The 25,917-nt window shown below is 73.3% G+C and carries 19 protein-coding genes; 3 read left to right on the top strand and 16 right to left on the bottom strand.

Going from position 1 to position 25,917, the window contains the following annotated elements; genetic code table 11:
- Positions 1–60 precede the first annotated feature (60 nt).
- Both ACIP37_RS03245 and ACIP37_RS03240 read left to right on the top strand, forming a co-directional pair.
- Positions 61–948 carry an LLM class flavin-dependent oxidoreductase gene (locus tag ACIP37_RS03245; RefSeq protein ID WP_400804433.1) on the top strand — a complete coding sequence of 296 codons (888 nt, stop codon included), beginning with the start codon at positions 61–63 and terminating at the stop codon, positions 946–948.
- A 428-nt stretch (positions 949–1,376) separates the two neighbouring features.
- A complete protein-coding gene (locus ACIP37_RS03240) occupies positions 1,377–2,627 on the top strand; it encodes a hypothetical protein (RefSeq protein WP_363581506.1) in 1,251 nt (416 codons plus the stop codon).
- A gap of 70 nt (positions 2,628–2,697) precedes the next feature.
- Here the strand turns inward: ACIP37_RS03240 and ACIP37_RS03235 are convergent, their stop codons facing one another.
- The 3 genes from ACIP37_RS03235 to ACIP37_RS03225 all read right to left on the bottom strand — a co-directional run bounded on the left by ACIP37_RS03235 (position 2,698) and on the right by ACIP37_RS03225 (position 5,700).
- Positions 2,698–3,723: a hypothetical protein gene (locus ACIP37_RS03235; RefSeq protein ID WP_363581508.1), complete on the bottom strand. Its 1,026-nt coding sequence runs from the start codon at positions 3,721–3,723 to the stop codon at positions 2,698–2,700.
- Positions 3,720–5,189 (bottom strand): phenylacetate--CoA ligase family protein, encoded by a 1,470-nt coding sequence (locus ACIP37_RS03230; RefSeq protein ID WP_400804428.1) that lies wholly within the window; start codon positions 5,187–5,189, stop codon positions 3,720–3,722. The genes ACIP37_RS03235 and ACIP37_RS03230 overlap by 4 nt, the downstream gene beginning before the upstream one ends.
- Before the next feature lie 286 nt (positions 5,190–5,475).
- Positions 5,476–5,700 (bottom strand): hypothetical protein, encoded by a 225-nt coding sequence (locus tag ACIP37_RS03225; protein ID WP_363581512.1) that lies wholly within the window; start codon positions 5,698–5,700, stop codon positions 5,476–5,478.
- A gap of 199 nt (positions 5,701–5,899) precedes the next feature.
- Between ACIP37_RS03225 and ACIP37_RS03220 the strand changes: the two genes are divergently transcribed.
- On the top strand, positions 5,900–6,745 hold the full coding sequence (locus tag ACIP37_RS03220; protein WP_363581514.1) for an HAD family hydrolase: 846 nt from the start codon (positions 5,900–5,902) through the stop codon (positions 6,743–6,745).
- Positions 6,746–6,777: 32 nt separating this feature from the next.
- On the opposite strand, the gene ACIP37_RS03215 is transcribed toward ACIP37_RS03220, so the two are convergent.
- The 13 genes from ACIP37_RS03215 to cydB form a co-directional block, all read right to left on the bottom strand.
- Positions 6,778–7,668, bottom strand: coding sequence for a phosphate ABC transporter ATP-binding protein (locus ACIP37_RS03215; protein ID WP_363581516.1), 891 nt, complete (start codon positions 7,666–7,668; stop codon positions 6,778–6,780).
- A 38-nt stretch (positions 7,669–7,706) separates the two neighbouring features.
- Complete coding sequence (locus ACIP37_RS03210; RefSeq protein ID WP_363581518.1) at positions 7,707–8,618, bottom strand: sortase domain-bontaining protein; 912 nt, start codon at positions 8,616–8,618, stop codon at positions 7,707–7,709.
- Positions 8,615–10,480, bottom strand: a complete 1,866-nt coding sequence (locus tag ACIP37_RS03205; protein ID WP_363581520.1) for a substrate-binding domain-containing protein — start codon at positions 10,478–10,480, stop codon at positions 8,615–8,617. The genes ACIP37_RS03210 and ACIP37_RS03205 overlap by 4 nt, the downstream gene beginning before the upstream one ends.
- 38 nt (positions 10,481–10,518) lie before the next feature.
- Entirely contained in the window at positions 10,519–11,814 is a 1,296-nt protein-coding gene (pstA, locus tag ACIP37_RS03200) for a phosphate ABC transporter permease PstA (protein WP_363581522.1), read from the bottom strand.
- Positions 11,815–11,857: 43 nt separating this feature from the next.
- A complete protein-coding gene (gene pstC, locus ACIP37_RS03195; RefSeq protein ID WP_350876910.1) occupies positions 11,858–12,889 on the bottom strand; it encodes a phosphate ABC transporter permease subunit PstC in 1,032 nt (343 codons plus the stop codon).
- A gap of 375 nt (positions 12,890–13,264) precedes the next feature.
- Positions 13,265–15,844 carry a hypothetical protein gene (locus ACIP37_RS03190; protein WP_400804420.1) on the bottom strand — a complete coding sequence of 860 codons (2,580 nt, stop codon included), beginning with the start codon at positions 15,842–15,844 and terminating at the stop codon, positions 13,265–13,267.
- Positions 15,845–16,156: 312 nt separating this feature from the next.
- Positions 16,157–16,741 carry a hypothetical protein gene (locus ACIP37_RS03185; RefSeq protein ID WP_363628043.1) on the bottom strand — a complete coding sequence of 195 codons (585 nt, stop codon included), beginning with the start codon at positions 16,739–16,741 and terminating at the stop codon, positions 16,157–16,159.
- Positions 16,742–16,967: 226 nt separating this feature from the next.
- Positions 16,968–18,008: a PstS family phosphate ABC transporter substrate-binding protein gene (locus ACIP37_RS03180; protein WP_400804416.1), complete on the bottom strand. Its 1,041-nt coding sequence runs from the start codon at positions 18,006–18,008 to the stop codon at positions 16,968–16,970.
- Positions 18,009–18,329: 321 nt separating this feature from the next.
- On the bottom strand, positions 18,330–18,734 hold the full coding sequence (locus ACIP37_RS03175; RefSeq protein WP_363581528.1) for a hypothetical protein: 405 nt from the start codon (positions 18,732–18,734) through the stop codon (positions 18,330–18,332).
- A complete protein-coding gene (locus ACIP37_RS03170; protein WP_400804413.1) occupies positions 18,724–19,155 on the bottom strand; it encodes a hypothetical protein in 432 nt (143 codons plus the stop codon). The genes ACIP37_RS03175 and ACIP37_RS03170 overlap by 11 nt, the downstream gene beginning before the upstream one ends.
- A gap of 276 nt (positions 19,156–19,431) precedes the next feature.
- A complete protein-coding gene (locus ACIP37_RS03165) occupies positions 19,432–21,240 on the bottom strand; it encodes a GAF domain-containing protein (protein ID WP_400804410.1) in 1,809 nt (602 codons plus the stop codon).
- Positions 21,241–21,356: 116 nt separating this feature from the next.
- Complete coding sequence (gene cydD, locus ACIP37_RS03160; RefSeq protein ID WP_400804407.1) at positions 21,357–24,878, bottom strand: thiol reductant ABC exporter subunit CydD; 3,522 nt, start codon at positions 24,876–24,878, stop codon at positions 21,357–21,359.
- 4 nt (positions 24,879–24,882) lie between these two features.
- Positions 24,883–25,908 carry a cytochrome d ubiquinol oxidase subunit II gene (gene cydB / locus ACIP37_RS03155; RefSeq protein WP_363581534.1) on the bottom strand — a complete coding sequence of 342 codons (1,026 nt, stop codon included), beginning with the start codon at positions 25,906–25,908 and terminating at the stop codon, positions 24,883–24,885.
- Between the last annotated feature and the right edge of the window lie 9 nt (positions 25,909–25,917).

Here is a 25,917-nt window from a genome sequence, read left to right as displayed (position 1 = left end):
GTCGTCACTGCGGGTTGCTCGCAACCTCACCTGCCGGAGCACACGCGTAGGGTCGAGGGCATGCGCTTGAGTACCGTGATCCTCCCCATCCACCGGTGGAGCGAGGGGCAGAAGATCTGGCGGCGGGCCGAGGAGCTCGGGTTCCATGCCGCGTACACCTATGACCACCTGTCGTGGCGGTCGTTCCGCGACGAGCCGTGGTTCGGATCGATCCCGACACTGACCGCGGCGGCCACCGCGACCGAGCGCCTGCGGCTCGGGACGCTCGTGACATCGCCGAACTTCCGCCACCCCGTGACACTGGCGAAGGAGCTGATCACGCTGGACGACGTGTCCGGCGGGCGGGTCACACTGGGCATCGGCGCCGGCGGTACTGGCTTCGACGCGACGGCGATGGGCCAGGAGGCATGGTCGCCGAAGGAGCGGGCGGACCGCTTCGGCGAGTTCCTGCCGCTGCTGGACGAGCTGCTGCGCACCGACGCCACGACGCGCGAGGGCACGTACTACTCGGCGGTCGAGGCGCGGAACGTCCCCGGCTGCGTGCAGACCCCCCGGGTGCCGTTCTACGTCGCCGCGACCGGCCCGCGCGGGCTGCGGCTGGCGGCCGAGTACGGGCAGGGCTGGGTGACGTACGGCGACCCGAAGGGCCCCGCGGACGTGCCGGTCGAGCAGGCGCCCGGCGTGATCGCCGCGCAGATCGCGAAGCTGACGGCCGCCTGCGAGGCACAGGGCCGGGACGCCGGCGAGCTGGAGAAGGTGCTGCTCCAGGGCTCGACCGCCGAGAAGCCTCTGCAGTCGCTGGGCGCCTTCGTGGACTGGGCCGGCACCTACCGCGACCTGGGCATCACCGAGTTGGTGATCCACTGGCCCGTCCCGGACTCGATCTTCGAGAACGACCTCGCCGTCTTCGAGAGGATCGCCACCGAGGGCCTCGCCCAGCTGGCCTGATCAAGGATTCGCTTCCCGTGGTTCGCGCCGCCGACCCACGCGAAGCAACCAGTCCGCCGGCGGCCGACGGGCCGTTGGCGGACTAGCGGCGACACTCAGCCGTCTCGGCCCTGGGCGACCACGCACTCCGTTCCGTCGGGCGTCGCGCCGACGCCCGGCGTCGGCCCACTCGGTCGGCCTTCTTGTTGCCGGGATCACGGTACCCAGACGCGTGCCGTCGACCCTGCGTGTTCACTCCGGCAGGTGAGGTTTCGAGCGACCCTCGGCGACGGCGCCCTCACGACCGCTACCGTGGCGCCATGGGTGCAGCGGGCAGGGCGGGCCGAGCTTTTGGCCGTGCTGGATGAGGGCCACCGTCGATGCCCACGGCGAGAGCCGAGCAACTCGCACATCACTACTTCGGAACCGGCTTGTGGGGAGAGCAGGACATGGCGATCGCCGTTCGAGGCGCGGATCACGGCGAGCGCTCGCTCACCGACCTGATCGAGCGCTGTGCCGAGTTGAAGGGGGAGCTGGTCGCCTTCGCGCAGAGTGCGCGCTTCGACCGGTGGTTGACTCCCCTGCTGCTGGAGGCGGCCGGGCCCGAACGGCTGCTGGACGAGGGTGAGGCGGTCCGGATCACCGACCACTTCATCCTGCGCTTCCGCCTGCCGGACGGTTCGACGGTGGTGGACCGGTTCGTCGGTGGGCGGCGGGACCTGGACGGGATCGACCGGGAGATGCTGCTCGGCTGGCGGGACCCGGTCGAGGGGATCTTCGAGATCCGCCGCAAGGACGGGGATGCCCTCGTCCTGCTGAACCTGATCGACGACCTGGAGTACCGCACGTACTCGAACGCCGGACGGGCTGCTTTCCGGGGAGTGACGAAGGGAGGGTTCCTCCACGCCTGCCTGGTGCCGGTCTTCTCGGCCGACGGGACGTGGCTGATCTCCGGGGCGATGTCGTTCTACCCCAGGTCCAGCGCCACCGAGATCGCCCGGGCCGCACTCCAACTGGCCACCAGCCACCCCGAACTGGTCTTCCGCAACCCCGAGAAGATCGAGCAGGGATGGGAGTCGATGCGGGCGGACCGGGACGCGTTCGTCGAGTTCTTCGGCGGCGACGAACTGGTCCTTCCGCCCGCCGAAACCGAGGAACGGCTCAACGCCTACTACCGACACCGGCAGGAGGACACCGCCGCCGGGCGTCCCGACCGCGCCCGGGGCAGGCGGCTCCCGGGCCTCGACTTTCCGGCTTTCGAGCTGCCGCGGGACCTTGCGGACGCGGACACCATCGGAGTCATCTACGACGAGGTCGACGGGCTCAACTTCTACGCGGACTACGGGCTGTTGCGGGAGCTCTTCGCCGACCCCTCCCTCACGGGTCGCAAACCGCACCAGGACCTGCTGCGCACGTACCTGCGCGAGCAGTCGATCACGCCACTGCCGATCCGGCGACTGGCCGCCGCCCACCCGGAGACCGCCGACTCGGTGTTCCGGAAGCTGCTGCGGAAACCCGGGTTCGCCTGGAGCGAGCACGGCGAGGAACTGTTGCGCCGACGCAAGCCCTGGTACTACGCGCAGGAGCCCCGGCCCGGCGTCTCCGTCGTCGGCGAGCGCCTCGGCGAACTGGCGGCCGGCGGGCGACGGCAGCGGTTCACCAGCGCACGGCGCGTGCCGGGCCAACCCCATCGCCCCTAGCCACGAACGCCGAGAACGCCGTGGCCGCCGTGGCCGCCGTGGCCGCTGCCGTCAGAAGGCCGACGCCCGGTCAGAGCTGGCGCACGACGGGGAGGGTGGCCGTGCCGCGCTGGCGGGCGTCGCGGCGGGCGAGGCCGGGGGAGTTGCCGGTGCCGAGGATCCGGCCGTCGGCGATCGCGATCCAGGTGCCCGGTGCCAGCCCGGTGGGCGGGGTGAGGGACAGGGCCGACGTCACGGCGTGGTCCGGCTGGAGGCGGTCGGGGCGTGGGGCCGGCGACGCGGTGCCGGCGCGCCAGCGGGCCGTCGTCCGCTCGCCGCCCAGCCGGCGCGACCACACCACGTGCTGCACCACGATCAGGGGGCCGAGCACGGTCAGCAGGGGGAAGCCCGCCGTCAGCGCGCCCAGGGCGAACAGCGCGCTGACCGCGCTGGTCACGACCACTCCGACGACCGCCGCCAGCAACGCGGCCGTCCGCCCGAACGCCTTGGCGGCGACCAGGGGGAACAGCACGAGGAGCAGCAGGTCGCCGAGGCCCACGGCGACCGGCGGGCTGCCGCCCGTCAGGACGAGCATCGGGGCGAACGGCCTTCCCTGGACCTGGGTGACGAAGTTCGCGGTGACCTGCGTCAGGGTGGTCGCGACCAGGTCGTAGCAGGACAGGACGGCGGCCAGGCCGGCCGCGTGCGCCGATCGCATTCCGCTCTGCGTCCACAGGTTGGCCACGCCCACCACCGCGACGGCGAGCATCACGTCGGTGCAGGCGCGCACCGCGACGGGGTGGCCGCTGCACGCCGCCGTGGCTCCGGCGGCCACGAGCGCGAGGCCCCAGGCCCAGCGGCCGGAGCAGACCGGCGCCAGGGTGAACTGCACCGCCAGGCAGAGCACCAGGCCGAACAGCGCCGAGACGACCACGCCCGGCAGCTCGAGGTAGAGCAGCGGGGCCAGCACGACGCCGACGCACAGGACGGCGATGTCGCCGGAGGTGTAGACGCCCACCGGAGGCCTGGGCATCCGCACGCGGACCAGGTACCCCCCGGCCGCGGCCATCAGCAGGGCCACGCAGCAGCTCAGGGCGATGAGGGGGATCGCGTTCATGCGCCGCTCCCGGCCCGGACGCCGACCGGACGGGCCGACTCGAAGGTGTGTTCCCGCAGGTCCGCGCGGACCGGACTGGACGGCGGCAGTTTCGACCGGTCGTCGTGGAGCACGATGCCGGCCAGCGGCAGCCCCGCCGCCGACGCCCGCTCCTCCAGCCTGCGGCGCAGTGTCGCCGCGGGCAGCGCCCGGACCAGGAGGTGCAGCAGCGCACCGCCGTCCGGCTCCTCGGTCAGCGTGTACCTGGCCGGCAGCGGCACGTCCGGCTCCCCCTCGACCAGGTCGAGGACGTCCCTGGTCGGCACGGAGGCGCTGAGCGGCCCCGACCAGCGGCCCAGGACGGCGGACGTGGCCGGCAGGTGCGCCCACTCGCACCCCGTCCCGCCGACGGGCAGCCGGACCAGGTCGCCGGTGGCGTACCGCAGCAGCAGGGTGCACTCCCGGTAGGGCACGAAGGGGGTGTGCACCAGCATCCCGACCTCCCCCGGCGCGGTCGGCTCCCAGGTCTGCGGGTCGAGCACCTCCAGGTGCCCGAACTCGGTGGTGTGGTGCAGATGCCCCTGGGAGCACGGCGTGCCGCCCGAGGGGAGCGTCTCCGTCATCAGGTAGGACGTGGACAACGGTGCCCCGAACGCCGCTTCGGCCCGCTCCCGCAGGGGGGCCGACAGCACCTCGCCGCCCACCCCGATGCTCTCCAGCCCGAAGTCCGCGGACCGCCACCCGCCCTGTTCGGCCTCCTGCACGAGCGCGGAGAGGTACGACGCGGAGGCGGTGAGGTGGGTGATCTGCGGGGCCTTGCCGGGCAGGCCGAGCGGTGCGGCGAGGCGTTCCAGGGCGAGCGCGGGGTCGATCGTCCCGAACTGGACGAACGAGGCGCCGACCCGGGTGGTGGACTCCTCGGCGACGACCAGTGGCAGGGTGGCCCTGGAGCAGCCCGCGTAGGCCACGGTGTGCCGGGGGCGCAGCCCGAGGGTCAGGGCCGCCGAGATGGTGCTGAGGGCGATCGTGGTCTCCAACTCGGCCCGGGAGTACCAGACCGCGGTCGGGGTGCCGCTGGTGCCGGTGGTCAGCGCCATCAGGGCGGGCGTGGCGGCGGCGGAGACGAACGCGGCGGGCAGGCCGCGCAGGGCCGCCTTCGGGGTGACGGGCACCCGCGACCAGGTCTCCGTGTCGAGCGTCTCGGGGTCGATCTCGAGGTCGTCGAAGGTCCGCCGGTAGTAGGCCGTGTGGCGGACGGCGGCGCGCGCGGTGGCCCGCAGGCTCCGCCGGGTGACCGTGCGCCGCACCTCCGGGTCGACCTGACCGGCCTGCCCCGGCAGCAGCGCCGAGTCCGCGCCCGGTTCGCCGAACTCGGCGAGCGTGCGGACCATGTCGTCGGCGATCCGCCCGAGGTCCTTGGGGCGGATCCTGCGGTTGAGCAGGATCGATGCGCCGTACCGGAGTTGACTCACCGCAGTGCCGAACACGAGACCTCCTGGAACCTGGGCCGGGGATGCTCACCCCGGCCCAGGCCGGGACGACTCGGTCAGGCCATGTGCGCGAACATGGCGGCGGTGAGGGTGCTCAGGGCGTACTTGAAGTAGTGCTTGACCATGTCAAGACCTCCTGGTGGGGCTGGCCGGCGCGGCCGAGCACGCCCCGATGACGTGCTCCGGTGCCGGCGGGTGGGGAGTGCAGTTTAGGGAATCGAACAAGCCTCGACCAGGGGTGAGACGGCATCAAATTCCTTGCCCCGAACGGGCGGTGCCGCAGCTACGGGTGCGGGCGGGTGCGCTGGGCCGGGAGGCGGGGCTCGGGGGCGCGGCGGGCGATCTCGGCGAGGGTGTGGAAGAGGACGTCGCCGAGCAGGACCGGCTCGCGGGAGGCGTCCGGGGAAGCGCCCGAGGAGACGTCCGGGGAGACGTCCCGGGAGGCGTCCGGGGAGGCGGCGGGCGGGATGGTCGGGGGAGGCTCGTCTCGGAGCTGGCGAGTGGGCATGGCTCTTCCTGCCGACGGGGTGGCCGTGCACACTCCTGCCCGTCGCGCCCCGGGGACACCCCGGCCGGCGGGCGAATAGGCCGGAAACGGAGCCTCGGGGGCCGAAAGGGGGCCGAAAGCCACAGGTCCGGCGGGTCGGCGGCGCCGTCCTGCGGGTCCGCGACGAGGTCCGTCCTCGCCGGTGACCGGTGCGGCACCGATGGGCGAAGATGGACCGGTGACCGAAGCCCGTACCGCCCCCCGCCTCATCGCCACCGACCTGGACGGCACCCTGCTGTGCGCCGGCGGCACCGTCAGCGAACGCACCGCCGCGGCCCTGGCGGCCGCGGAGGCGGCCGGGGTGCAGGTGGTGTTCGTCACCGGGCGTCCGCCGCGCTGGATGCAGCAGGTGAGCGCGCACATCGGCGGCCACGGGGTGGCGATCTGCTCGAACGGCGGCGCGGTGGTGGACGTGCGGCGCGGCGAGCTGCTGGAGTCGTTCCCGCTGCCGGTGGAGACCACCCTGGCGGTGGTCGAGGTGCTGCGCGCCAAGCTGCCCGGCACCGCGTTCGCCTTCGAGTACCCGGACGGGTGGGCCCGCGAGCCCGAGTACGCGGTGCCGATGTGGGGCGACGACCTGGAGCACGCGGTCGGCCCGGCGGAGAAGCTGCTGGGCGCCGGCGGGCCGGTCCGGGGCCTGTTCAAGCTGCTGGCCAAGCACCCCGACCTCGACCCGGACGCGTTCCTCACCCGGGCCCGGGAGGCGGCCGGGCACCTGGCCGAGATCACCCGCTCGGCGCCGATCCCGCTGCTGGAGATCAGCGCGCCCGGCGTCACCAAGGCCAGCACGCTGGCCCGTTGGTGCGCCGGGCACGGGATCGACCGGAGCGAGGTGGTGGCCTTCGGCGACATGCCGAACGACCTGGAGATGCTGGACTGGGCCGGCACCGCGTACGCCGTCGCCAACGCGCACCCGCAGGTGCTGGCGGCGGTGCCGCTGCACACCGTGAGCAACGAGCAGGACGGCGTCGCGGCGGTGCTGGAGGAGCTGCTGCGGCTCCCCTGAAGGCGTGCCGCCCGGGCCCTGGACAACAGGACCTAGCCGAAGCGGCCGTTCACGTAGTCGGAGGTCCGCTGGTCGCGCGGGTTGCCGAAGACCTGAGCGGTCGGCCCGGCCTCCACGATCCGGCCCGGGGTGTCGTGGGTGGCCAGGAAGAAGGCGCAGGTCTGCGAGACGCGCTGGGCCTGCTGCATGTTGTGGGTGACGATCACGATGGTGAGCCGCCCGCGCAGTTCGGCGATGGTCTCCTCGACCCTCCGGGTGGAGGTCGGGTCGAGCGCGGAGCACGGCTCGTCCATCAGCAGGATGTCCGGCGAGACCGCCAACGACCGTGCGATGCACAGGCGTTGCTGCTGCCCGCCGGAGAGCGCGCCGCCCGGGGTGTGCAGCCGGGTGGAGACCTCGTCCCAGAGCCCGGCGCGGCGCAGGCTGGTCTCCACCAGGTCCCGGCGCTCCTCCTTGGAGACCTTGATCCCGGCCAGCTTCAGGCCGCTGGCGACGTTGTCCTGGATGGACATCGCCGGAAACGGGTTGGGCCGCTGGAACACCATGCCGATCCGGCGCCGCACCTCGGCGGGGCGCCGGCCGGGACGGTAGACGTCGTCGCCCTCCAGCAGCACCTCGCCGGCGAGCGCGGCGCCGCGCACCATCTCGTGCATCCGGTTGAGGATCCGCAGGTAGGTGGACTTGCCGCAGCCGGACGGGCCGATCAGCGCGGTGACCTCGCCGGCCGGCATCGCCAGCGAGACCCGCTCCAGCACCTTGCGGGCGCCGAACCACGCGGAGACCTCCCTGGTCTCCAGCCCGGCCAGCGGCTCGCCGCCCGGGTGCGGGGCCGGCGGCAGCGGCGGGAGGGTGAGGGTGTCGGCGGCCGGGTCGGTCGCCGGGGCGTCCGCCGTGCCCAGGCCGGTGGTCGGGGTGTCGGTCATCGGTGCATCCGTCATCGGTACGGCCTTCCGGGCGCGCTTCAGTAGAGGTTGGGCAGCAGGGCCGCGGCGTTCTCGTAGACCGCCCAGAGCAGCGCGCCGAGCACCGGCGCGAGGCTCAGGTAGGCCGCCGAGGCCCGCCAGTACCGGGCCAGCAGGAGCGCGCCGAGCACCGCGCCCAGCAGCCCGAGCGACCACAGCTGCAGCGTGGCCAGCGCGCCCTTGTCGGCGGCCAGCGCCTTGTCGTACGGGACGGTCCTGGGCCGGCCGCCGGGGTTCTGCTCGGGGTCGCCGTCCAGCCGGGCGCCGACCATCACGGTCGAGCCGGGGATCCAGTCCGAGTCCCCGGTGACCAGGACGAGCCGGTTGCGGGCCGGGTCGGTGATCGGGTGGTCGCCGTCGCCGTACACGTTGACGGTGTAGGTGAACTTGCCCTGCCCGGTGGTGGCCTCGATCTTGTCGCCGACCCGGAGCCCGGACAGTTCGGCGAAGGACGCGCCGAAGGTGGCGCCGCGGCCGAACAGCACCGCGACGCCGCCCTGGCCGGGCAGGGCGGTGTCCCGGCGGTGGCCGGGCCCGCGCATGAGGTCCCGGCCGGTGGTGCCCTCGACCACGACGGCCTGGTGCAGGCCGATCGCCGGGATGTCCAGCAGGGCCACCGGGGCGCCGTCGGCGGCGGCCCCGGTGGGGGCGACGGCCCGGGCGAGCTGGTCCCGGAAGGTCTTGTACGCGGTGGACTGGAAGTGCCGTTCCTGGACGTGCGAGAGCGTGAACAGGTAGCCGACGAAGCCCAGCACCAGCGCGGCCAGCAGGCTGGCCACCCGGGCGCCCTGGAGGAGGCGGCGCCGCGCGGGGGCGGCGGCGGGCCCGGTCGCGGGGGTCGCGGCGGGCGGGCCCGCGGGCGTGGCCGGCCGCGCGGGGGCGGCCGGCTTCTCCAGCACCGGGGCGGTCACGAGGCGCCGTCCGAGGACTTGCGCCGGCGCAGCAGCCGTCGGCCGAGCAGCGGCGGGACGAGCACCACGGCGAGCAGTTCGAGGGCGGTGAGCGTGCTCAGCGTCCAGTCCTCGGGCTTGCCGGCCACCTCGACCACGTTCGCCGCGACCTCGGTGCTGCCGCCGCGGCCGCGGGCGACCACCTGGCCGGTCTGCGGGTCGACCACGTCCTCGGTGCCCGGGTCGCCCGGTGCGGCGCCGTCCGCGTTCGGGTCCGTGCCGGCCGCGCCGTCGGCCGCCGCGGCGCCGTCCCCGGTGCCGCCGGTGCCCGCGGCGCCACCGCCCGTGCCGCCGGCGCCGCCGGCCGCACCACCGCTCGTTCCGCTGCCGGTCCGGCCCGTGCCGCCGCCGCTGCCGCCGCCCGTGCCACCGGTACCGCCGCCGCCACCGGTACCGCCGGCCGCGCCGCCGCCACTGCCGCCGCTGCTGGAACCGCCGGCGCCCGAGCCGGTCTTGACCGCCTGGCCGCCCTGCACGGTGCAGTCCAGCGGAGCGCCCTGCTTGTCGCAGGGGCTGGGCTGCGGCGCGTTCTTGAGGACGGTCAGCTCACCGGTGGAGTTGAAGGTCGGGTTGGCGCAGTTGGACAGGGTGTCCGGGTCGACCGGGCTGGCGTTGCCGGGGATGCTCCTGGTCTGCAGCAGGCCGCCCTTGACCAGGCCGCGCGGGATCGGCGAGTAGCCGAGGCCGTCCGCCTCGCCCTGGCCCTCGCACAGCACGTAGGCGAGGAAGCGGCTGAGGGCACTGCCCTTGTCGTTGTTGAAGCGGGGCGGCGGGGGCAGCGCGGCCCCGGAGCGCGGCACGATCACGTAGCTGTAGCTGGAGATCGGGTAGGAGCGCGGGTCGTCCATGGTGTAGACGCCGTCGAGGTTCTGCTGCAGGTAGTTCGGGTCGGACACCGGGGTGTTGTCGTCGACGCCGCGGATCTTCGCCGCGGTGAGCGCCACGGCGACGTTGGAGGCGGTCGGCAGCGAGTAGTAGCCGGCCTGGTTGAGCACCTTCACGACCGGCCAGTTGCTGCGCTTGGCGAAGGCGTACTCGTCGTAGCCGATGGTGCCGAGGCCGGAGGAGGCCTTGATGTAGCCGGCGACGACGTCCGAGCCGTTCTGGGCGACCATCCGGCCGGACGGCGGGAAGAACTCGGTGTAGTCACCGCAGGAGACGCCGTTGACGGAGGAGCAGTACGCGTCCCACTGGTCCTTGTGGGTGTGCTCCATCCAGCGGGTGAACTGCGCGGTGGCGCCGGAGCCGTCCGAGCGGACCACCGGGGTGATCGGCAGGTTGGGCAGCGTCTTGCCGTAGTCGGCGGTGATCTTCGGGTCGTTCCAGTTGGTGATCTTGTTGGTGAAGATGTCGACGACGGTCTGCGGCGAGAGCCGCAGGTCGCGGACCTGCTTGCCGCCGACCACCAGGTTGTACATGAAGGTGGTGCCGCCGGCGGTGATCGGCACGTACGAGAAGCCGTAGGTCGGCTGCTCCGCGCTGCCCTGGCCGTTGCGGCGGCCCGCGTCGTTCACGCCGGCGTCGGGCGTGGTGCGGAACGGCACGTCGGAGGCGGTGAAGTCGTTCTGCCCGAGGGTCCAGGAGTTGCGGCCGGCCGCCGAGCCGACCGGGTTGAAGCTGATCTGGATGCCCTGCGACCCGACGTCCTGGCGCCACTGGTCGATGGCCGGACCGGCCCAGCTGGACCCGTCCGCGCTCAGCGCGACGCTCGCCGCGAAGGCCCGGGAGCCCGGCCCCAGCATCGGCGCGGCCGCGAGCAGCAACAGGGACATCAGCAGGGCGAGCGCGCGGGCCACGGGGCGGCCGGCAGCCTCCCACGACATGGGGACTCCTCTGGGACGGAGGGTGGTTGGGTGGGTCATCAGCTGTTCCCGGGGAGTGGGACGGCGGTGGCCGGCGCATGGGCGGACGCGGTCCGCGCCAGCGCCGGACGGACGGTGTCGGACGGCCGGGCGGCTCGTGCGGCGGCCTCGGCGCGCCGCGCCTCCAGGTCGATCCGGCGCTTCTGCCGCCTGGTCAGCTCGCCCGGCTTGCGGCCGCCGAGCACGCGCGCGGTGACGAAGAGGATCAGCACCAGGACCATCAGGGTCAGTCCGGCCGCGAAGGCGCGGGCGACCATCTCGGGGTAGGGCTGCTTGACGTAGTTCCAGATGTACAGCGGCAGCGACACCTGGTGCTCGTGGAGCGGGTCGGCGTTGAACTGCGAGGTGAAGCCCGAGGTCAGCAGGACCGGCGAGGTCTCGCCGACGCCGCGCGCCATGCCGAGCACCACCGCCGTCACCAGACCGGGCCGGGCGGTGGGAAGGACCACGTTCCACACCGTGCGCCACTGGCTGCCGCCGAGCGCGTACGAGGCCTCCCGCAGGGTGCCGGGCACCAGCCGGATGACCACCTCGGCGGCCCGGGTGACGATCGGCATCATCATCACGGTCAGCGCCAGCGAGGCCGCGAAGCCGCTCTTCTCGAAGCCGAAGGTGATGATGAAGACGCCGAGGATGAACAGGCCGGCCACGATGGAGGGCAGCGCGGTCATCGCCTCGACCAGCGTCCGCACCGGGCGCGCCAGCCGGCCGCCGACCTCGGACATGAAGATCGCCGCCGCGATGCCCAGTGGCACCGCGAACAGCGTTGCCAGGCCCAGCTGTTCGAGCGAGCCGACGATCGCGTTGAGCGCGCCGCCGGAGGTGATCGGGGAGAGCGCGGCGGTCCGCTCCATCGACTCGGTGAAGAAGTTGAGGTGCTGGGCCGCCTCGAAGCCGCGGCTGGCCACGTAGCCGATCTGGTCGACGATCAGCGCGACCACCAGCAGCCCGGAGCTCCAGGAGGCCACCGACACCAGCCGGTCGCGCACCATCAGCCTGCCCCACTGGAGCCGGCCGAGCGCGAAGTAGCCCGCCAGGAACAGGAGGTACCAGCAGACCAGGAAGCCGAACGCGCCGCTGAACGGCAGCACCCGCTCGTACAGCGCCCAGTTCAGCGCCAGCGAGCCGACCAGTGAGCCGGCCACGGTGAACACGTCCTCGCGGGTCACCCCGCCGAGCCGCACCTTGGTCTGGGAGCGCGGTGGCGCGGCCTCGGCGGGTGCCTCGGCGGAGCCGGAGGGCGTCGGACCTCCGGGCCCGGACGCGGCGACCGGTGGCAGGTCGAGCGTGGTCATCGGGTCGTCCCTTCGACGCGGTGGGTCATGTCGGTACGCCGCCTCAGTCCGCGGTGGAGGCCCCGGAGCGGGACCGGTTGATCACGAAGCCGGCCGCCACGTTGACCAGCAGGGTCAGCGCGAACAGCACCAGGCCGGCTGCCATCAGCGCGGAGAGCGAGAGCGCGTCCGACTCGCCGAAGCGCAGCGCGATGAGCGCCGAGATCGAGTTGGCGCCGTTCTCCAGGATGTGCGTGATGGTCTTGAAGCTCGGCGAGACGATCAGCGCGACCGCGATCGTCTCCCCCATCGCCCGGCCGAAGCCCAGCATGATCGCGCCGATCACCCCGCCCTTGCCGAACGGCAGGACCACCGCGCGCACCATCCCCCAACGGGTCGAGCCCAGCGCGTACGCGCCCTCCCGCTCGCCCTGCGGGGCCTGGGAGAACACCTCCCGGCTGAGCGAGGTCACGATCGGGATGATCATCAACGCGACGACCACGCCCGCGATGAAGGTGGAGGAGGTGTAGGAGGTGCCGATGTCGCCGGTGCGCACCTTGAGGAAGGGGATCGTGTCGCCGAGGTGGTTGGTCAGCCAGCGGACGAAGCCGATGATGCGCGGCTGGAGGAAGAACAGCCCCCACAGGCCGTAGATGATGCTGGGGATCGCCGCCATCAGGTCGATCAGCGAGATCAGCGCCGCCCGCAACCGGACCGGCGCGTACTCGGAGATGAAGATCGCGGTGAAGAGGGCGACCGGGACGGCGATCACCAGGGCGATGACGGCGATCAGCAGGCCGTTCGGCAGGACGGCCGCGATGCCGAAGTTGTGCGCGGCGGTCTGCCACTTCTGCTCGGTCAGGAAGGACCAGCCGACCGCGCGCAGCGCGTCCGTGCCCCGCAGGATCAGGAAGAACGCGATCATCCCCATGATCGCGAAGACTGAGAGCCCGGCGACCCGCAGCACCCCGCGGAACACCCGGTCGCCCGGGGTCGCGGGGGCGGTGATGGTGCGCGGGACGTCCCGGTCGGGCCCGTGGCCGGGTTGGCCTGGCACCCCGGCGTACGGTGCCGCGGGCTCGGCGGCGGATGTCATGGTCTGCTCTCCGTGCTCGGGTGCGGGGGACGGATCCGGTGCGTACCCATTCGGCCAGCCACAGGTGGCCGGATCGGGTCGTGCGTGTGTACGAGGGCCCAACGCGGCAACTCGGTGGCGGAGTTGGGAACTCCGAATGGCCGGACCGGACCGGCGAATGACATGTCCGTGCTGGGGCTTCTCACCCAAGTCCTTTGATGTGAAAGGTATTTGCCTTCGATCACGCGCGGCCGAAGCATTGGCCGATTCCACCCCAGACGCAACACGCTTTGACTCCAAGCGACTTCAGCCATGCGAAAACGACTCGGCGGGGCCGAAACGGCGGCCCCGCCGAGTCGTGCTTCGGTGATTCTGTTGTGTCCCCGCGTCAGACCGTCACGGGCGGCGGCGCAACCGCGACCAGCCCTTCCGCACCTCCGCCAGCGCCCGCGCCCCGGCGGGCGTCCCGCCCAGGAAGAGGACCGCCGGACCGCCGACCAGCAGCACCAGGCCGCCGATCAGCGCGACGGGCAGCAGCAGCCGCGCGGCGCCGGAACGGTCGGGCGCCGGAGTACCGGCCGCGACGGGCGCGGCGGACAGCGGCTTGCCGGGCGTGCTGGGCGTCGCGCCGGGCTTGGCACCGGCACCCGCACCCGCCGCCGCTCCGCCCGCCGCAGTTCCACCGGCCGCCGTTCCCGCTCCACCGGACGCGGAGCCCGCACCGGTGCCGGACAGGCCACCGGTGGAGGACCCGCCGGACCCGCCGGACGCCTGGTCCCCGGTCTCGCCGGAGGCCGCGGCCCCGCTCCCGCCGGACGCTCCGCCCTCACCGACCTGGGTGACCGGGGCGACGCCCTGCCCGCCCCCCGTACCGGAGGCCGGCGTCGAACCGTCGCCGCCGGTCGCGGGCGGGTTCGGCGGGGCGGCCTGGTTGCCGGGCAGCTTGGCGTCCTGCGCCTCCAGGTGGCCGATCGCGTCCCCGGCCTGGGTCCGCTGGGCGGCGGTCAGGGCGAGGAAGCCGGGGGCGAGGTGGCCGGGCTCGTACCCGTAGACCTGGCCGGTGGTGGTCACCGCGCGCATGAACTTGGTCATCGCGGCCACCTTGCCGGCCGCGACGTCCTTGGTCGGGAGCATCGCGTACTGCACGGCGGTCAGCGGGTAGGCCTTCTGGTCACGCGCGAGGGCCGAGTCGGACGCGCCGTACGGCAGGGACTGCACGCCGGTGGCCTGGTCGACGGTCATGTCGGCGACGGCCGCCTGGAAGCCCGGGCCGTCCGGTGAGACGAAACCGCCGGCCGGGTTGAGCAGTTGGGCCTCGGGCAGCGAGTAGGCCTTCGCCTCACCGGTGTCCATGATCGCGAACAGCGTCCGCTTCCCGATCTTGAGCGGCGGGCACAGGTCGTGCGAGCCGTCCGACTTCGTGTCCCCGTTGACGCAGTTGGGCTGGTTCCACAGCACCTTGCGCACCACGTCGTTCAGCCCGGTCGAGATCGGGTTCCACTCGAACTGCTTCCAGTTGCGCTTGGCATCCTCCTTCGCGTCCGGGATCCCCGAGGAGTCCTGCCGGACGAGGGAGTCGGTCGGGTAGCCGGAGAAGGCCGGGCGCAGGTAGAAGCTGTCCACGTGCATGCCCCACGGGTCGGACTCGCCGTCCAGGAAGCGCACCGCGTCGGGGTCGGAGGCGATCCACGACGTCAGCTGGTACGTCATGTCCGCCGTCCCGCCGAACACCGTCGGGGTGGTGTTGTTCGAGAGGCACCCCGTGGGCCAGGAGACCGTGCCGTCCGAGGGCAGCGGGTTCAGCTTCTGGAACTCCGGGTCGTCGAAGATGCAGATCGGGTTGCCCTTCACCGACGGGATCGCGGCGCCGGGCGAGGCGTAGGACTGCGTGAGCAGCTTGGCCAGCAACCGCGCGTTGAGCTTCATGCTCCTGATCTGCCGACCGGTGTTCGGGTCGTCCACGACGAACACCACGGAGATCCCCGAGGTCGCGATCGGCGCGTACACGTACGGGCGCGGTGGCGGCGCCTGGGTGTCCGGCCGGGACGCCAGCGCCATGTCGCCGCCGCCCGACAGGAAGTCCGTGCGGGCCTGGGCGTCGCCGTTCGCGAAGCCGTACGTGAGCGACATCGGCTCGGTGCCCTGGCACAGCCCGGCCTGCCACTGCGCCATCGCCCGCTTGGCCGGTTCGAGTCCGGCCACCCTGAAGGCCGCGTGCTGGTCCGGACAGGCCGCCGCCGTGGGGGCGAACTCCAACGGCACCACCGTGCGGCGCTCCCAGGAGCACTGCTCGGACGTCTTCATGTTCGTGTAGCGGTTGATGGTGCCGTTGAGCTTCAGGTCGGACGCCATGCCGAAGTCCAGGTCCAGGCTGTGGTTGTCGCAGCCGAGGACGCCCTTGCGGGTCTTGTCCGCCCAGGCGATGGAGTCGCCACCGTAGTTGGGCTCGACGACCAGCGAACACGGGTGCTTGTCGTCACAGCCCAGGGTGGGGCTCTGGTCGGCCGTGTAGAGCTCGATGTCCGCGAAGCCCGAACCGTCCGGGCCCGTGACCGAGACGACCATGTTCGACGGGTAGTCGGGGAAGGTCGTCCCCGGTGCGGGCGTCTTCTGCTGGAAGCCCGCCGCCGCGTCGGCGTTGTACAGGGTGCTGTCGTAGCAGTCGGTGACCTTGGGGTCGGTGCCCCGGCACTGGTACACCCGCACCTGGTAGAAGGGCTGCTCGCTGCGCGGTGCCGGCCCGTTCAGCCAGGGATCGCCGTTGGCGTCCGAGGTCGGGGTGAACCCCTTCCAGCCGACGTGGACCACCTGGTTGACCAGGTTCCTGGTCTGCACGACGCTCACACTGCCCTCGGGGCCGTACACGCCCTCGTTCGGCTGCCACACCTTGGGCCCCGGCACCGTGACGGCGGAGTCCTCCGCCACGGCCTGCGGCAGCGCCCCCAGGCCGATCGGCAGCACGCCGACAGCGACCACCGACGACCACACCATCGCGAGAGCGGGCAGTCGGCGGCGCCACCGGCCCAAAGGTCTCCGGTCGGGCGGTCGGACTCTCATGGCGGGTACCTCCGTGCGATTGCGCGCCGCCGGGAGACGCGGCGCAGGGGATCAGGCATCGAGCGGCCAACGATTCCGGTACCCGTCCATTCGGCCAGCCGCAGATGGCCGGATCCGGTCGCGCGCGTGTACGAGACCACAACGCGGCACCTCGGTAGCGGAGTTGACGCCTCCACGGAAAAACAGGCCCGCGCCTGTCGGCACGGGCCTGGACCAACCGGTGGGCGATGCTCAGCCGTTGACGGTCAGCGCGAAGGAACCGACCGCCTGACCGTTCGTGAAGAAGGCGGTGTTCAGCTTGCTGTCGAGGAACTGCGCACCTGCGGCGTCCACGGTGAGGGCGGAGGCGGTCAGCGACTGCGTGGTACCGCTCTGCTCGGTCCGCTGGAGGCCGGCCGGCTTGAACAGCAGGACCGGGTCGGTGGCGCCGTCCGGCACGCCGGTGAGGCGCCAGTCGTCGGCGCTGAACGCGAGCTGCTTGAAGAGCACGCTCTTGCCGGTGAAGACGTCGACGAACAGCAGGCTGCCGCCGAGCGTCGCGTTGCCGTAGTAGCCGCGCAGGTTGACGCTGCCGCCGGTCACCGGGAGGCTCGTCGCCAGGCCCGCGGTGGTGTTGTAGGAGACGCTGGCGTTCGGCAGCGGAACGATGAACACACCGTTTCTCGCCGCGGCCTGGAGGAAGGTGTTGTTCTCGGTCACCACGGCGCTGCCGGTGGGGACGGGAGCGGCGTCGGCCGCGGCCACGCCGCCGAAGGCGGTGACGGCGAGGACGACCGCGACGCCGCCGGCGAGGAACCGACCGGTGGTACGGGACATGCTGGTCTCCTTGGGAGAGGAAGGTTTCGCGCTGAGGGTGAGGGTGGCGGCACCGCGGCCACGGTCGGCAGCAGGTGGACGTGGTGGTCGGGGGCCGACTCGGTCATCAGCCGGCCCGTTCCCTTCGAGACGTCCCGCCGGTGGGCCGGCGGCCACGGGCGCGAAGCCCGTGGCCGCCGGATGGTGCGGGGTGGATCAGGTGCGGGGTGAGTCAGGTGAGGGTGGATCAGGTGAGGGTGGCGACACCGCAGGCCGGGGTGGCCAGGAAGCCGTAGCTCGCCAGGTCGGCGGCGGCGACCGGGTCGGTGCAGATCCAGCCGTTGGAGCCGAAGATGGCCTGGAGCGCCTGGCCGTGCGCGTCGGTCGCCGTCCACTCGGTGTCGCGGATCACGTTGTAGACCACGCGGCCGAAGGAGGAGTTGGCGAACTTGGTGTTGATCACGTTGTTGGTGACCGGGGTCAGGGTGGCGCCGTTGACCACGATGTTGCGCAGGGTCAGGCTGCCGGGGGCGTCGGTCGCCGTGCCGTGGCCGCCGACGGTCTGGCCGAGGTAGTGGGCGACGGAGTAGGGGAAGACGACGTTCGGGTCGGTCAGGTTGGCGTCGGTGCCCTCGTTCTCCTCCGGGCCGGTGGTGACGCAGGCGCCGGGGGTGGTCACGCCGATCGCACCCAGGAAGAAGGAGCGCGTGCCGGAGTCGGCCTGCGGCAGGAACGGCTTGATGGTGGCGTTCGGCAGGCTCGCGCTGATCTGGTTCCAGTTGGTGGTGGTGCAGTTGTAGATCGCGGTCAGCTGCGCGGAGGTCAGCTGCGCCGGGGCGTTGCCGTTGCTCGGGGCGGACCAGGTGACGGCGTCCTTGGCGAGCGCGACGAAGTCCAGGCCGTGGGCGTCGGTGGCCGCCGGGCCGCGCGAGGAGCGGGCGAAGTCCACGGTCGCGCCGGTGTTGGCGACCAGGGCCTTGATGCCGGCGCCGGAGCCGTTCGGGCGGGCGATCGAGGTGGCGCCGGTCTTGGTGGTGATCGGCGAGGTGCCGGTCGCGTCCCAGCTGTACAGGCGCGGCGCGGTGGAACCGGCGCCCAGGGAGGCGTTGTAGTCGGCCGAGAACTGGTTCAGCAGGACCTGGATGGTGTCCGAGCCGACACCCACGATGTCCTGGGCGGCCGGGGTGACACCGGCGGCCGGGTCGGCGATGGCCGAGCCCGAGGCGACGGTGGCGAGGGAGGTCGCCAGGGCGGCAACGGTGAGCAGCTTGGCAGCGGTCTTACGCATGTTTCTCTTCCTCCGGTGGGAGAGACGTCCATCGCGTGAACCCGTGCTCTGGTTGGGAGCCCGGGGCCGGTGGCCGCGTCCGCTGCGGCCGCTCCGGCAGTGCAGATCCTGTCCGGCCCGGAGGTTCCGCCGGAAGGGAGGTCGAGGGCGGGTCGGGATTGTCGACTCATCGGTTCGACGAGGTTTAGCGACTGGTCAGCATGGGCGCGGCGGAGGGGAAAGGGGGTGGTCGGAGGCCGGTGACGTTCTTCTCCAGGTGGCGACTCGGGGTGTTGCCGGAAACCTGCGCTTCACCGGAACTGCACGTGGGCCCCGGCCGCCTCACAGCGGCCAGCGGCCGTCCCGACCGCCCCGCCGCAACTCCTGCCCCACCCACTGGAGTCCGGACAGGAAGCCCTCGGCGCCGGCCTGGCACTGGTCGCGCCGCAGGTAGCCGCGGGCGCTGCGTGCCACCGGCGCGGGCTCGACCGCCGCCCGCCGGGTGCTGCGCGCCGGCAGGTAGGCGGACCACACCCACTGCCGGCCCTCGGACTGGGCCACCGAACATCGAAGGGCCGCCCGCTCGATCAGCAACACCCGGACCGCCTCGGCGAGTTCCTCCTCGCTGCGGTAGGTGCGCACGCCCACGCCGAGCGGCCGCCCGTTGGCGGCGCGCAGCGCCCAGCCCAGGCAGCGTTCGGGTGCGGGGACGATCAGCAGACGGGGGCCGCGCCCCTCAGCGGCCATCGGGGCGTCTCAACGAGACGGTGTTCCGGGGAAGTTCACGGCCCGGAAGATCACGAACCGGCCGCTCCCTGGCAGGCCGCTCACGAACGGCTTGGTCGCGAACGGCTTGGTCGCGAACGGGCCGGTCACGCGCGGGCCGGTCACGCGCGGGCAGCTCCCGCACGGGCAGGTCCCGCGCGGGCTGTTTGGCCAGCAGCACGACGAAGCGCCGGAAGGCGTTCTGGCAGGTCGCGTACCGCTCGTACGCGCGGCTGGAGCGCACCTCGGGCAGGCTGCGCGACCCGGGGACGACCCAGATCCAGCCGATGCCGTCCCGGACGTGGGTGATCCGCGCGGTGAGTTCGGCGGCCCCGACGCGTAATCCGTCGAAGCCGCGCTCGGCCTCGCCGGGCGTCTCGAACATGGCGGCGGTGATGGCCACCACCCGGCCGTTCGGCGCCTTCAGCTGCCAGCGGTACCGCCCGTCCGGGGCGCGCTCCGTCCTGAACCCGCCTCGACTTGCCCCTGCTGCGGTGTTCCCGCGGCCAGACGCGTCCACTGCTCCCCCCGTCCGGTTACCCCTCCGAGACCGGTGCAAAGCTATGTGTGCACACGGACCCACGGAAAGCCCAGAACGTTCACAACTTGCGCTGTTGGTCGGGAAGTTCTCCCTCGTTTAACTTTCACCGGCCAACTGCCGAGGAGGATCGGGCCGGGCTCAGAGCCGGGCCGTCCAGCGGACCATGGTGCCCTTCCCGTACGGTCCGGTCTCGTGCCAGGCGGCGCCGCCGAGCGCCTCGGCCCGCCGGGTCAGGTTGAGCAGGCCGCTGCGGCGCCCGCCCGCCGGGATGCCGACGCCGTCGTCGGTCACCGTCAGCAGCACGCCCGGGCGCCCGCCCCGGTCCAGCGACTCCGGGTCGCCGCTCACCGGCCGGCCGGTGTCGTCCAGGTGGGCGGTCGCGTCGATCTCGACGCCGACCCGGGAGGCCCGCGCGTGCCGGGCCGTGTTGGAGAGCATCTCCCTGAGCGCGGCGAGCAGTTGACGGCCGTTCTTCTCCTCGACCAGGCTCTCCACCGGCCCGACGAAGCTCACCGAGGGTTTGAAGCCGAGCGCCGCCGCGGCCTGGCTGGCCTCCCGCAGCACCCGGGTGCGCAGGGTGTCCGGCGCGTCGCCGTGGTTGTCGTGCTGGAGGGCGTAGATGGTGGTGCGGACCTCCTGGATGGTGGCGTCCAGCTCGTCCACCGCCTTGCCGATGCCGACCTTCACCTCGGGCACCACGGACCGCCGGGCCGCGCTCTCCAGCATCATCCCGGTGGCGAACAGCCGCTGGATCACCAGGTCGTGCAGGTCGCGGGCGATCCGGTCGCGGTCCTGGAAGACGGCCAGGCGCTGCTGGTCGCGCTGGCCCTCGGCGAGCCGCAGGGCCAGCGCGGCCTGCGAGGCGAAGGTCTCGGCGAGCTGCTTCTCGGTGTCGGTGAACGGCAGGGCGCCGCGCGGGCGCCAGACGCAGAGTCCGCCGAGCACCCGCCCGGCGGCGACCATCGGGACGGCCATCGACGGGCCGAAGGCGCGGGCGAGCCGGATCTCCACGGTCGGGTCGCTGGACATGTCGTCCAGGTGGACGCTCTCCCCGGCGAGCAGCCGGGCCGCGAAGCTCTCCCTGGGCAGCAGCTCGCCCCGGACGAACTCGGCGGCCTCGCCGGAGGCGTGGGCGACCCGCATCTGCCCGTCGCCGTCCTCCGTCGGTTCGGTCGGGAGCAGGATCATGCCGAGCGCGGCGTCCGCCAGCTCCCGGACCTGCTCGGCCGCGACGGTGAGCGCGGTCTCGGCCTGGTCGGTGGAGAGCAGCGCCGTGGTGACGGCGGAGGCGCCGGCGATCCAGCGTTCCCGGCGCCGCCCCTCCTCGTACAGCCGGGAGTTCTCGATGGCGACGCCGGCCGCCGCGGCGAGCGCGTGCACCACCTGTTCGTCCTCGGGGGTGAAGGCGCCGCCGCCCTTCTTCTCGGTGAGGTAGAGGTTGCCGAAGACCTCGTCGCGGACCCGGATCGGCTCGCCGAGGAAGGTCTTCATCTCCGGGTGGTGCGGCGGGAATCCGGAGGAGCGCGGGTCGGCGCCGAGGTCGGCGAGCCGCAGCGGCTCGGGGCGGTCGATCAGCGCGCCGAGGATGCCGCGGCCGGCGGGCAGGTCGCCGATCTCGGCGGCGGTCTCGTCGTCGACGCCGACGTGGATGAAGTCGGCCAGGCCGGTGCGGCCGGGGGCGATCACGCCGAGGGCCGCGTACCGGGCGTCGACGAGTTCGGCGGCGCCGGTGGCGATCCGGTGCAGGGTGGCGTGCAGGTCGAGCCCGGCGCCGATGGAGACCACCGCCTCCAGCAGCCGCTGCATCCGGTCGGTGACCGCGGCGGCCGACTGCAGGCGCTCCGCGACCTCGGTGACCAGGGTGTCCAGCCCGAGCGAGGCGATCTCCGGCACCCGATGGGGTGTCGGCTCGGGCGCGGCGACGGAGGGCTCTGGCGTGGGGTCCATGCAGAAAGCCTAGTTTGTACGCTTTTCATCCGAAGGACGGCGCGACTCGGGAACCGCGCCCTGCCCGGGCCCGACGAGCGGCCCCGACCAGGCTGAACGGGCGGCCCCGACCGGGTCTAACGGGCGGCCCCGACCGGTTCCAGCAGCCCGTCCGCCTCCCGCTCCCGCCGCCACATGGTGTGCAGCCGCCCGTCCCGGTCCGCGATCAGCTCCGACCAGCGGCCGCGCTCGGCGACCCGGCCGCCGTCCAGCACCAGCACCTCGTCGACGGTGGTGTCGTCCAGTCCGGCCAGCCGGTGGGTGATCAGCACGGTGGTGCGGCCCTCGGTGGCGGCCAGCAGGTCGGTGGTGAGCGCGTCGGCGGTGGGCAGGTCGAGGTGTTCGGCGGGCTCGTCCAGGACGAGCACCGGGAAGTCGGCGAGCAGGGCCCGGGCCAGTGCGAGCCGCTGCCGCTGGCCGCCGGAGAGCCGGGCGCCGTGCTCGCCGACCATGGTGTCCAGGCCGTCGGGCAGGGTCAGCGTCCAGTCCAGCAACCGGGCGGCGGCGAGCGCGGCGCGCAGGTCGTCCTCGGTGGCGCCCGGCCGGGCCAGCCGCAGGTTCTCCCGCAGCGAGCTGTCGAAGACGTGGGCGTCCTGGGCGCACAGTCCGATCACCCGGCGGACGTCCTCGCCCGCGAGCGCACGGCTGTCCACAGCCTGTGGACGGCCGTCAGCGAAGGTGACGCCGCCCGCGCTCGGCTCCAGGAACCGCAGCAGCGCCTGGGCCAGCGTGGTCTTGCCGGAGCCGGACGGGCCGACCACGGCGATCCGGCGGCCGGCCGCGAGGTCGAGGTCGACGCCGGTGAGCGCGTCCACGGCCTGCCCGGGGTGCCGGACGGTCAGTCCGCGCGCGGCGACCGGCAGCGGCTGTTCGGGCAGCGCGGCGGGCGCGGCCGGCTCCGGGACGGCGGCCTCGGCCTCCAGCACCTCGTCCAGCCGGGCCCGCGCGGCCCGGCTGCGCTGGCGCGCCTGGACGGCCAGCGGCATCCCGGTGACGGCCTCGAACGCGGCCAGCGGGGTGAGCACGACCACGGCCAGGCAGACCGGCGCCAGCGCGCCGCCGTGCACCCCCTGGACGCCGACGGCCGCCGCGGCGGTCACGGTCAGCCCGGTGAGCAGCGCGATCAGCCCGGTGCCGAGCGCGGTGGTGGCCGCCGAGCGGGCGGCCAGCCGGGTGAGCGCGGCATCGGCGCCGTGGACGGCCGCGAGCCGGCCGGGCAGCGCGCCGGCCACGGTGAGTTCGGCGGTGCCGGTGAAGGCGTCGACGACGGTGGTGGCGAGCCGCCCGCGCTCCGGGGCCTGCCGCCGTTCGGCACCGGCCGACCAGCGGGCGGCCAGGGCGGGCACCACCGCGCCCGCGAGCAGCAGCCCGACCCCGAGCACGACCCCGGCGGCGGGCAGGAAGGCGCCCATCGCCGCCGCCGCGGCCAGCGAGACCACGCCCGCCACGGCGGCCGGCAGCCGCCAGCGCAGGTGGTGGTCCTGGACCGCGTCGACGTCGGCGACCAGCCGGGAGAGCAGGTCGCCGCGCCGGAAGGCGGGCAGCCCGGCCGGGGCGAGCGCGGTGAGCCGCCGGTAGACGGCGGCCCGCAGGGTGCCGAGGGTGCGCAGCACGGCGTCGTGCGAGACCAGCCGCTCGGCGTAGCGGAAGACGCTGCGGCCGATGCCGAAGGCCCGTACCGAGGTGACGGCCATCATCAGGTAGAGCACCGGCGGCATCTCGGAGGCCCGGGAGATCAGGTAGCCGGAGGTGGCCATCAGCGCGACGGCGCAGCCGAGGGCGAGCGCGCCGAGCAGGACGGACAGCGCCAGCCTCGGGGTGGCGGCGGCTTCGGGCTCGTCCTGTGCCGTGGCGGGGGCGGGTGTCGGCCGCCCGCTGTGCGCGGGCCGCTCGACCGGAGCGGAGGCCGCAGCGGAGGACGTAGCCGCGGCCGGGCCGGCGGCCGGGGCGGGCGCCCCCGCCAGCCGGACCCGGTGGTCGGCGACGGCCAGCAGCGCCGGCCGGTGGGCGACGATCAGCACGGTGCGTGCCGGGTCCTCGGCGAGCGTCCGGACGGCGTCCACGACGGCGGCCTCGGAGGCGCCGTCCAGGTTGGCGGTCGGCTCGTCGAGGAGGACCAGCGGCCGGTCGTCGGCGAGCAGGACCCGGGCGAGCGCGAGCCGCTGGCGCTGCCCGGCGGAGAGCCCGGCGCCGTCCTCGCCGAGCGGGGCGTCCAGCCTGGTCACGAAGTCGAGCGCGTGCGCGGCCCCCAGCGCCGTCCACAGCTGCTCGTCGGTGGCCTCCGGGCGGTAGAGCCGCAGGTTGTCGGCGACCGTCCCGGCGAACAGGTGCGGGTGCTGCGGCACCCAGGCGATCTGCCGCCGCCAGCTCGCCGGTTCCAGTGCGGCCAGGTCGTGGGTCCGCCCGTCGGCGGTGATCCGGACGGTGCCGGCGTCCGGGGCGACGAGGCCGAGCAGGACGGCGAGCAGGGTGGACTTGCCGGCCCCGCTCGGGCCAGTGAGGGCGGTGGTGGTGCCCGGGCGCAGGGTCAGCGCGGCGCCGTCCAGCGCGGGCTCGGTCCGCCCGGGGTGGCGTACGACCAGGTCGGAGACGGCGACGACGGCCCCGGTGAGGGCGGGTGCGGGCACCGTGCCGGCGGCGGGCAGCGGGGTCTCCAGCACCTGGAAGATCTCGTCGGCGGCGGTCAGGCCCTCCACGCTGGAGTGGTAGAGCGCGCCGACCTGGCGGATCGGGAAGTACACCTCGGGGGCGAGGATCAGGATCAGCAACCCGGTCTCCAGGTCGAGCGTGCCGTCCACCAGCCGGAAGCCGACGGTGACCGCGACCAGCGCGACCGACAGGGTGGAGAGCAGCTCCAGCGCGAAGGAGGAGATGAAGGCGATCCGCAGGGTGCGCAGGGTGGCGCGGCGGTAGTCGGCGGTGATCCGGGCGATGGTGGCGGCCTGGGCGCGGGCCCGGTTGAACACCTTGAGGGTGGGCAGTCCGGCCACCACGTCGAGGAAGTGGTGCGAGAGCCGGGCCAGGGTGCTCCACTGCCGGTCCATCCGGCTCTGGGTGGCCATCCCGATCAGCACCATGAACAGCGGGATCAGCGGGAGCGTCCCGGCGATGATCGCGGCCGAGGTGAAGTCGGCGCCGACGATCCGCAGCAGCACGATCACCGGGACGACGACGGCGAGCGCCAGCTGCGGCAGGTAGCGGGCGAAGTAGTCGTCCAGCGCGTCGACGCCGCGGGTGGCGAGGGTGGTGAGTTCGCCGGTGCGCCGGCCCGCCAGGTAGGCCGGGCCGAGCGCGGTGGCGTGGTCGAGCAGCCGGCGCCGCAGGGTGGACTTCACCCGGGCGACGGACCGGTGCGCGGTGAGTTCGGTGAGCCAGCCGACCAGCCCGCGCCCGACGGCCGTCAGGGCGAGCAGCAGCAGCGGCGTGGTCAGTTCGCCGAGGGTCGCCTGGCGCTGGAAGGCGCGGACGACGATCTCGGCGATCAGACTCGCCTGGGCGACCACCAGGGCCGCGCCCGCCCCGCCGAGGAGCACGGATCCGGCGAGGAAGGCACGGGTGGTGCGGGCGTACCCGAGGAGTCGGGGGTCGACCGGCTTCACGGCGTCAGGCCTGGTCGAGCGCGGCGGCCGGGTCGTGCCCGGGGATGTGCTGGACGCCGATGCGCTTGCGGAACACCCAGTACGTCCAGCCCTGGTAGAGCAGCACGAGCGGGGTGAACACCGCGGCCACGATGGTCATCAGCTTCAGCGTGTACGGCGAGGAGGCCGCGTTGGCGACGGTCAGGCTCCAGCCGTCGTTCAGGGTGGAGGGCATGACGTCCGGGAAGAGCGCCAGGAAGAGCATCGCGACGGCGGCCACGATGGTCGCCCCGGAGAGGATGAACGCCCAGCCCTCGCGGCCGAGTTGGTTGGCCGCCAGCGCTCCGACCAGCGCCAGCACCGCGATGACCAGGGCGGCCAGGCTGCGGCCGTTGCCGTTGTCGGCCTGCGTCCAGAGCAGGAAGGCCAGCGCCAGCACCGCCGCCACCACGCCCACCCGCAGGGCGGTGGCCCGCGCCCGGTCGCGGATGTCGCCGACCGTCTTGAGCGCCGCGAACACCGCGCCGTGGAAGGTGAACAGGCTGAGCGTCACCAGGCCGCCGAGGATGGCGTACGGGTTGAGCAGGTCCCAGAAGGTGCCGACGTAGTTCTTCTGCGCGTCGATGTCGACGCCGCGCACGATGTTGGCGAAGGCCACGCCCCACAGGAAGGCCGGGAGCAGCGAGGTCCAGAAGATGGCCTCCTCCCAGTTGCGCTGCCAGCGCGCGTCGTCGCGCTTGGCCCGGTACTCGAAGGCCACGCCGCGCACGATGAGGCAGACCAGGATGATCAGCAGCGGGATGTAGAAGCCGCTGAACAGGGTCGCGTACCAGTCCGGGAAGGCCGCGAAGGTGGCGCCGCCGGCGGTCAGCAGCCAGACCTCGTTGCCGTCCCAGACCGGGCCGATGGTGTTGATCAGGACGCGCCGTTCGGCGGTGTTGCGGGCGAGCGGCTTGGTGAGGATGCCGATCCCGAAGTCGAAGCCCTCCAGGAAGAAGTAGCCGATCCACAGGACCGCGATCAGTACGAACCAGACGTCGTGGAGTTGCATGTCAGATCC

It is taken from the genome of Kitasatospora sp. NPDC088861, assembly GCF_044750105.1.
GTDB lineage: Bacteria > Actinomycetota > Actinomycetes > Streptomycetales > Streptomycetaceae > Kitasatospora.
The sequence above is the reverse complement of the archived record's forward strand: the minus strand, read 5'-3'. Positions and strand labels throughout refer to the sequence as shown.

Bases quoted from the DNA above. Each gene is read 5' to 3' on its own strand.
- ACIP37_RS03245 (WP_400804433.1), top strand. From the start codon at position 61: ATGCGCTTGAGTACCGTGATCCTCCCCATCCACCGGTGGAGCGAGGGG.
- ACIP37_RS03240 (WP_363581506.1), top strand. From the start codon at position 1,377: ATGGCGATCGCCGTTCGAGGCGCGGATCACGGCGAGCGCTCGCTCACC.
- ACIP37_RS03235 (WP_363581508.1), bottom strand. From the start codon at position 3,723: ATGAACGCGATCCCCCTCATCGCCCTGAGCTGCTGCGTGGCCCTGCTG.
- ACIP37_RS03225 (WP_363581512.1), bottom strand. From the start codon at position 5,700: ATGCCCACTCGCCAGCTCCGAGACGAGCCTCCCCCGACCATCCCGCCC.
- ACIP37_RS03220 (WP_363581514.1), top strand. From the start codon at position 5,900: ATGGGCGAAGATGGACCGGTGACCGAAGCCCGTACCGCCCCCCGCCTC.
- ACIP37_RS03215 (WP_363581516.1), bottom strand. From the start codon at position 7,668: ATGACCGACACCCCGACCACCGGCCTGGGCACGGCGGACGCCCCGGCG.
- ACIP37_RS03205 (WP_363581520.1), bottom strand. From the start codon at position 10,480: ATGTCGTGGGAGGCTGCCGGCCGCCCCGTGGCCCGCGCGCTCGCCCTG.
- pstA (WP_363581522.1), bottom strand. From the start codon at position 11,814: ATGACCACGCTCGACCTGCCACCGGTCGCCGCGTCCGGGCCCGGAGGT.
- pstC (WP_350876910.1), bottom strand. From the start codon at position 12,889: ATGACATCCGCCGCCGAGCCCGCGGCACCGTACGCCGGGGTGCCAGGC.
- ACIP37_RS03185 (WP_363628043.1), bottom strand. From the start codon at position 16,741: ATGTCCCGTACCACCGGTCGGTTCCTCGCCGGCGGCGTCGCGGTCGTC.
- ACIP37_RS03180 (WP_400804416.1), bottom strand. From the start codon at position 18,008: ATGCGTAAGACCGCTGCCAAGCTGCTCACCGTTGCCGCCCTGGCGACC.
- ACIP37_RS03175 (WP_363581528.1), bottom strand. From the start codon at position 18,734: ATGGCCGCTGAGGGGCGCGGCCCCCGTCTGCTGATCGTCCCCGCACCC.
- ACIP37_RS03165 (WP_400804410.1), bottom strand. From the start codon at position 21,240: ATGGACCCCACGCCAGAGCCCTCCGTCGCCGCGCCCGAGCCGACACCC.
- cydB (WP_363581534.1), bottom strand. From the start codon at position 25,908: ATGCAACTCCACGACGTCTGGTTCGTACTGATCGCGGTCCTGTGGATC.